Consider the following 7257-nt stretch of genomic DNA (forward strand, 5'->3'; position numbering starts at 1 on the left):
CTAATTTATAGTTAAAGAAAGGAAAAAAGTTATGAAGGTTCAATTTGTTGATTTAAAGACTCAATATTCAGAGATTAAAGAAGAAATCTTACAAGCCATCAATGAAGTTTTAGATAATAATGCTTATATCTTAGGAAAGAGTGTGGCTTCCTTTGAAGAAGGTTTTGCTAATTTTTGCCGGGCTAAATATGCCGTAGCTTTAAATTCTGGAACAGCCGCTCTTCATTTAGCCTTACTTGGTTACAATATTGGACAAGGCGATGAGGTCATCACGGTGCCTAATACTTTTATCGCTACAGCAGAAGGAATCTCTCACGCTGGAGCTAGACCTGTCTTTGTAGATATCAATCCTCAAACTTATAATATGGATCCTGATAAGATTGAAGAAAAGATTACCAGTAAGACTAAAGCTATTATTCCTGTTCATCTTTATGGCCAACCTTGCGATATGGAACCTATTATGGAATTAGCCAAAAGATATAACTTAGTAGTGATCGAAGATGCTTGCCAGGCCCATGGAGCAGAGGATAAAGGACAAAGAGTAGGCTCTATCGGCCAAGCGGCAGCTTTTAGCTTTTATCCTGGAAAAAATTTAGGTGCCTATGGAGAAGGAGGTATGGTTACCACCAATGACGCCGAAGTAGCTACCAAGATAAGGATACTTCGTGACCATGGCTCTTCTCAGAAATACTTCCACCAGTATATTGGTTATAACTATCGGATGGAAGGGATCCAAGGAGCAGTATTAGGGGTAAAACTCAAAAGATTAGATCAATGGACCCAAAGACGTCGCCAAAATGCAGAAACCTACCATCAACTTCTATCTTCTTGTCCAGAAGTAATTACTCCCAAAGAAAAAAATTCTTGCAAACATGTTTACCATCTCTATGTAATTAGAGTGAAAAACAGAGATAAACTCCAGGAATATCTTAAAGAGAATAATATAGAGACAGGTCTTCATTACCCTCTGCCTATCCACCTTCAAAAAGCTTATCAATTTTTAGGCTACCAAGAAGGTAACTTTCCAATCAGTGAAACGGCTTCCAAAGAAATCTTGTCTCTTCCTATGCATCCAGAGCTTACTTATCAGCAAATAGAAAAAGTAGTTAATACTATTAAAGAATTTTTAAGCAAATGAAGAGTCTTAAGATTTGGTTAGGAATATTAATAACTGCTCTTTTTCTCTATCTTATCTTAAGAAAAGCTAATCTTACCCAAGTAGGAAATTCTTTAAAAGAAGCTCAGTATCACTACTTAATTCCTTCGGTCCTGGCGATAATCATCAGCTTTTACTTTAGAGCTATTCGTTGGGTCTATCTTCTTGAGCCCCTAAAAAAGATTAGTGTTAAATCTACCTTTCCTACCATCATGATAAGTTTTATGGTTAATGACATCTTACCTGCTCGAGCAGGAGAATTTGTCCGAGCTTACCTTATTGGAAAAAAAGAAAATATTAGCAAAAGTGCTTCTTTTGCTACTATTGTCATAGAAAGATTATTTGATATTGCTACTCTCTTATTGCTAATGATAACCTTAATTACTTTTTTTTCTTTTCCTCCTTGGATAAAAAAATCGGGGTTTATCTTAATCATCTTTTTTTTCTTTTGCTTGGCAATCCTTTTTTTTATTAACACTTATTTTAGTCTTTATGAAAGACTATTTCATAAGCTCTTCTTCTTTATTTCTTTTCAAAAAAGAGAAAAAATACTCATTAGAATTAAACACTTTACTTTAGGCTTGGCTGTTTTTAAGAGCCCCAAGCTCCTCATTCTTATTTTTCTTTATTCTTTAATAGTCTGGTTCTTAATTAGTGCTTCTGTCTATTTTGGACTCTTAATATTTAACTTAAATCTTCCTTTTTATACTTCTTTCTTTGTTACCGTAGTCATTGCTATAAGTTTAATGCTTCCCTCGGCCCCAGGTTTTATAGGGACTTTCCAATTTGCTTGTGTCAGTTCTTTAGCTTTATTTCAAGTAAATAAAGATACAGCTTTAAGCTTTTCTATCATCCTTCACGCGATCCAATTTTTACCAATAATATTCATAGGTTATTTCTTTATGATTAAAGAAAATCTCTCTTTTAGTTCCTTTAGAAGAGTAGATAAAAATGACAACCAGTAATTTACTTGACCAAAACTTACTCCTTATCATTGATGGCAACCAAGATGATTATATTATTGACACCGTTAATTATTGGGCCAGCCAAGGGTATAAATACAAGGAATTTAACTTAAAAGACCAAGATCGGATCATCCAAACTTTAAAGGAGACTGTCTATAGTAGTATTCTTATCAACTTAAATAATAGACCTAATTTTATTTTTAATTTTATCTCCACCATTAAAAAGATCACTGCCAGTCCAATCATTATTTTAGCCAATAAAGACGAGAAAGATTCTCTCTTTGACCCTTTATATCAAGAAATTTACCTTTTTATAGAAAAACCTTTTAAACCAGCTCTCCTTTTTCTAACCATTAGAAACGCTCACCAAGTTTACCAACTAAAAGAAAAAATAACCACTCTCTTTAATAGTCTGGTAGAATCTAATAAGAAGATTGAAGAAGGAAATAAGCAATTAAGAGAAATTGAAGATAAAATTGACCTTTTGTTATCTTTAAGGTAGAGGTAAGAGGATGATTAAGAGATACTTTAAATTTGAAGAAATGCAGACTAATTACTCAACAGAAATTATGGCTGGAATTACTACCTTTATGACTATGGCTTACATTATTTTTGTTAATCCTGTAATTTTAAGTAATGCCGGAATGCCAGCAGAAGGGGTATTATTTGCCACTTGTCTTTCTTCTGCTTTGGCCACCTTAGTTATGGGTTTATACGCCAATTACCCTTTTGCCTTAGCTCCTGGTATGGGAATTAATGCTTACTTTGTCTGTGTCTGCCAAAGTACGGGTATTAGTTGGGAAGTAGCCTTGGGCTTAGTCTTCTTTTCTGGAATTGGTTTTCTAATCTTAACGGTCACTAAATTAAGATCATTGATGTTAAGAATCGTTCCTGAATCAATTATTTTTGCTACTTCAGTGGGCATTGGTTTATTCATCGCCTTCATTGGTTTGCAGTATGCTAAAATTATTGTCCCTCGGGCTGAAACTTATGTAGCCTTAGGAGACCTTGCTAATAAAGAAGTCTTATTAGCTATCTTTGGTCTTTTTTTAACCTGCGCTCTTATTGTTCGGCAAATAAAGGGAGCTATTTTTTTAGGAATTCTCTTGACCACAGGAGTAGCTATTTGCTTAGGTATTACTCATTTTCCTTTTACCTTGATAGGAATTCCTGACTGGAAAAGTACTTTTCTTAAGCTCGATATCTCTTCGGCTCTTGAATTAGGCCTTTTAAATGTAGTCTTTACCTTTTTATTTGTAAATTTATTTGACAATATTGGAACTTTAGCTGGCGTAGGAACTCAAGGTAATTTCTATAAAGATGGAGATTTACCCCGAAGTGATAAAGCTTTAACTTCAGATGCCACCGGAACTATCATCGGTTCTTTATTAGGAACATCGACGGTCACCACTTATATTGAAAGCGCTTCAGGAGTAGCGGTAGGCGGCCGGACTGGATTTGTTAGTGTTGTAGTAGCTATCTTCTTTTTACTGGCTATCTTCTTTTCTCCTTTAATTGAAATAATACCAAAAGCAGCTACTGCACCTGCTTTAATCTTAGTGGGGAGCTTGATGATGCAAAATGTCTCCAAGATATTTTGGAATGATCCCTCAGAAGGCATTCCAGCTTTTCTCACCATTATCACCATGCCTCTTACTTACAGTATTGCTAATGGACTTGCTATTGGTTTTATATCTTATACCTTGATCAAGCTCTTTAGTGGCGAAGGTAGCTTTGTTCATTGGTTAGTGTATCTACTATCACTCTTATTTATCTTAAAGTTTATCCTTTTAGGTGCTTAAGTTGCCTGATATAGCACTTATTAATGAAAATTTGACATAGAGCAAATTAATTTGAGGGCAAACAAGTTTATCTTTTATTGCTCGGCATTATTTCCTATGTCTAGTTTTCGTTAATAACTACTATAATCTTTAAAGAAGGAAATGGTTACTATGTTAAATCTCGATGGTTTAACCATAGAATGGTTAGGACAGGCCAGCGTTAAGATAAAGAGCGAGAAAATTATCTACATCGATCCTTACCACCTTAAAGACCCAGTAGAAAAAGCAGACTTAATCTTAGTTACTCATAGCCACTATGACCATTATAGTCCCCAGGATATAGCTAAATTAACTAAATCTACTACCTTCGTAGCCATCCCAGAAGATGCTAAAAAAGATCTTTTCTCCCTTATTAATCAAAACAATCTAATTACCGTGGTTCCAAATCAAACCTATAAGATGGGTAATTTAGAGATATTAACTATTCCTTCTTATAACTTAAATAAGCCCTTCCATCCCCTAAAGAATAATTGGGTAGGATATATAATGAGCTTAAATCAAAAGAAGATCTATCATGCCGGAGACACAGATTGCATCCCAGAGATGTCTAAGTTAAAAAATATTACGGTCGCTCTTTTACCAATTGGGGGAACATATACAATGGATAGCCTTGAAGCTGCTAAGGCGGTAAGTATTATCAAACCAGAGATAGCTATTCCTATTCACTATGGTACTATCGTTGGCACTAAAGGAGACGCCCTAAAATTTAAAGAACTTTGTAGTTTGAGGGTAGAAATACTATGATTACCGATGCTCAATTTTAATCTGGTCTCCCCTTTTCAACCTAAAGGCGATCAACCCCAAGCTATATCTGCTCTTATCAAGGGATTACAAAACCATCAAAGATTTCAAACCTTACTGGGGGTTACCGGATCGGGGAAGACCTTCGCTATTGCCCAGATAATTGCTTTCTATAACAAACCAACCTTAATCATCTCTCATAACAAGACTTTAGCTGCTCAGTTATATAATGAATTTAAAAATTTATTTCCTCATAACCAAGTTGAATACTTTGTAAGTTTTTATGATTACTACCAACCCGAAGCTTACCTTCCTCAAACCGATACCTATATTGAAAAAGATAGTTCTATTAATGAAGAAATAGATCGAATGCGCCTTTCAGCTACTTCATCCCTCCTCCAAAGAAACGATGTCATTATTATAGCTTCGGTATCAGCTATCTATAACTTAGGCTCTCCTCAAGACTACTTTGACTCGACCATATTTTTAAAAAAAGGAGAAAGTATCCCCAGAGAAACTTTTCTTCGAAAATTAATTGCTATTCATTACGAAAGATCTGACCTTGAGTTTAGTAGGGGCAAATTTAGAATTCGAGGAGATGTAGTCGACATATTTTCCTCTTATAGCAAAGAAAGCTTAAGAGTAGAATTTTTAGGAGATGAAATTGAATCTCTTAAGATTATTGACCCCGTGGATCAACAACTGATTTCCATAGTAGAAAAATATACTCTTTATCCAGCTAAACACTTTATTACCTCTTCTCAAAAATTAAAAAAAGCTATTATTTCTATTAAAGAAGAACTTGAAGAAAGGGTCAAAGAATTATCTAAGCAAGGAAAATTATTAGAAGCTAAACGATTAGAAGTAAAAACTAACTATGATTTAGAGCTTTTAGCTGAAACTAGCTACTGCCCTGGAATAGAAAATTATTCTCGACATTTAAGCGACCGCTTTCCTGGTGAACGGACATACACTTTACTTGACTATTTTCCTGAGGATTATCTTCTGGTGATCGATGAATCCCATATAACGATACCTCAAATTAAAGGTATGTACGAAGGAGACTATTCTCGAAAAATGTGCTTAGTGGAATATGGTTTTAGGCTTCCTTCTGCTTTAGATAACCGTCCCTTGAAATTTCATGAATTTGAAAATTTAATCAATAAAGTCATCTTCACTAGCGCTACCCCCGGTCCTTATGAGTTGGAAAGATGTCCTTTGATGATTGAGCAGATAAATCGACCCACTGGCCTTTTAGATCCCGAAATAATAGTAAGGCCTACTCAAAACCAAGTTTTAGACTTAATAAAAGAGATTAAAAAAAGAATTGAAAAGAAGGAAAGAGTTTTAGTGATTACCTTGACTAAGAAGATGGCTGAAGACCTGTCATTTTATCTTGATAAAATTAATTTAAAGGTAAGATATCTTCACTGTGAAATTAATACATTAGAAAGAGTCTCTATTTTAAAAGAATTACGTTTAGGTAATTTTGATGTTTTAGTAGGAATAAATTTACTTAGAGAAGGTCTTGATTTACCTGAAGTCTCGTTAATAGCTATCTTAGACGCTGATAAAGAAGGTTTTTTAAGAAGTGAACGTTCTCTTATTCAATTATGCGGCCGAGCAGCCAGGCATATCAATGGCACCGTAATAATGTATGCTAAGACCATTACTTCTTCTATGAAAAAGACTATTGAAGAAACCAAAAGAAGACGTCTGATCCAACAATCTTATAATAAAGAACATCATATCACCCCTACCACCATTTCTAAACCTATTACGGAAACCTTTCCCCAGCTTCTTCCCGATATAAAAAGAGAAAAGACTAAAATAAAATTTCAAGGAGATTTAAAAAAGACCCTTAAGTATTTATACAAAGAGATGTATCAATTAGCTAATCAATTAGAGTTTGAAAAAGCAGCCGAAATAAGGGATGAAATTTATTGCTTAGAAAAAACTGGCAAAGAAGCATCAACTACTATAAAATTATAATTACAGCACTTATTATACGAAAATTTGACATAGAGCAAATTAATTGAGTGCCAACGAGTTTATCTTTTATTACTCGGTATTATTTCCTATGTCTAGTTTTCGTTAATAACTACTATATTCGGCTCTTTCTCATTTTAAATGGACAAACTTTATAGCTTACATCCTAATGATGAATGAACCTTATTTTGTTCAATTTGTTTAAACACAAAAAAGAGGCTGCCTTAAGCAGCCTCTTTTAATCACTTCCGATTTTCTTACTTAAATTAATAATTGTAGTATTGGACACCTTTTAAGTCTTTATGACCACAATCAATCTTGATCTTACCATCGGTAGGATTATACCACCAACCGCCACTATCAGCATAGCTATAATGGACAGCGTCAGTGTTTGCATGAGAGACATCTCTTCTTAATTTTACATCAGGAATATCTTCCATATACTTAGGAATAAAAGCTGGAATAACTACACCCCTCACGGTATAGCTATTCTTATCTAATCGATAGGGATAAACTCCTTCGTTATCCCCATAGTAGATAGCAATAGCTGATTTTAATGCTCCTA

General features: G+C 34.3%; 7 protein-coding genes. 6 read left to right on the plus strand and 1 reads right to left on the minus strand.

Annotation, left to right across the window (positions count from 1 at the left end):
• Window positions 1–31: 31 nt before the first annotated feature.
• The 6 genes from KJ849_07225 to uvrB all read left to right on the plus strand — a co-directional run bounded on the left by KJ849_07225 (window position 32) and on the right by uvrB (window position 6695).
• Complete coding sequence (locus KJ849_07225) at window positions 32–1138, plus strand: DegT/DnrJ/EryC1/StrS family aminotransferase (GenBank protein ID MBU2600350.1); 1107 nt, start codon at window positions 32–34, stop codon at window positions 1136–1138.
• Complete coding sequence (locus tag KJ849_07230; protein MBU2600351.1) at window positions 1135–2121, plus strand: flippase-like domain-containing protein; 987 nt, start codon at window positions 1135–1137, stop codon at window positions 2119–2121. The genes KJ849_07225 and KJ849_07230 overlap by 4 nt, the downstream gene beginning before the upstream one ends.
• Window positions 2108–2623 carry a hypothetical protein gene (locus KJ849_07235; protein MBU2600352.1) on the plus strand — a complete coding sequence of 172 codons (516 nt, stop codon included), beginning with the start codon at window positions 2108–2110 and terminating at the stop codon, window positions 2621–2623. The genes KJ849_07230 and KJ849_07235 overlap by 14 nt, the downstream gene beginning before the upstream one ends.
• Window positions 2624–2633: 10 nt before the next feature.
• Window positions 2634–3923 (plus strand): NCS2 family permease, encoded by a 1290-nt coding sequence (locus tag KJ849_07240; protein ID MBU2600353.1) that lies wholly within the window; start codon window positions 2634–2636, stop codon window positions 3921–3923.
• A 150-nt stretch (window positions 3924–4073) separates the two neighbouring features.
• Complete coding sequence (locus tag KJ849_07245; protein MBU2600354.1) at window positions 4074–4706, plus strand: MBL fold metallo-hydrolase; 633 nt, start codon at window positions 4074–4076, stop codon at window positions 4704–4706.
• A gap of 6 nt (window positions 4707–4712) precedes the next feature.
• A complete protein-coding gene (gene uvrB, locus KJ849_07250) occupies window positions 4713–6695 on the plus strand; it encodes an excinuclease ABC subunit UvrB (protein MBU2600355.1) in 1983 nt (660 codons plus the stop codon).
• A gap of 263 nt (window positions 6696–6958) precedes the next feature.
• Here the strand turns inward: uvrB and KJ849_07255 are convergent.
• A partial coding sequence (locus tag KJ849_07255; protein MBU2600356.1) for a hypothetical protein occupies window positions 6959–7257 on the minus strand: 299 nt, incomplete at its 5' end.

It is taken from the genome of bacterium, from assembly GCA_018830565.1.
Classification (GTDB): Bacteria; UBA9089; JAHJRX01; order JAHJRX01; family JAHJRX01; genus JAHJRX01.

Coding starts and splice junctions, on each gene's coding strand:
- KJ849_07245 (MBU2600354.1), top strand. CDS start 4,074: ATGTTAAATCTCGATGGTTTAACCATAGAATGGTTAGGACAGGCCAGC.
- KJ849_07240 (MBU2600353.1), top strand. CDS start 2,634: ATGATTAAGAGATACTTTAAATTTGAAGAAATGCAGACTAATTACTCA.
- KJ849_07235 (MBU2600352.1), top strand. CDS start 2,108: ATGACAACCAGTAATTTACTTGACCAAAACTTACTCCTTATCATTGAT.
- KJ849_07225 (MBU2600350.1), top strand. CDS start 32: ATGAAGGTTCAATTTGTTGATTTAAAGACTCAATATTCAGAGATTAAA.
- uvrB (MBU2600355.1), top strand. CDS start 4,713: ATGCTCAATTTTAATCTGGTCTCCCCTTTTCAACCTAAAGGCGATCAA.
- KJ849_07230 (MBU2600351.1), top strand. CDS start 1,135: ATGAAGAGTCTTAAGATTTGGTTAGGAATATTAATAACTGCTCTTTTT.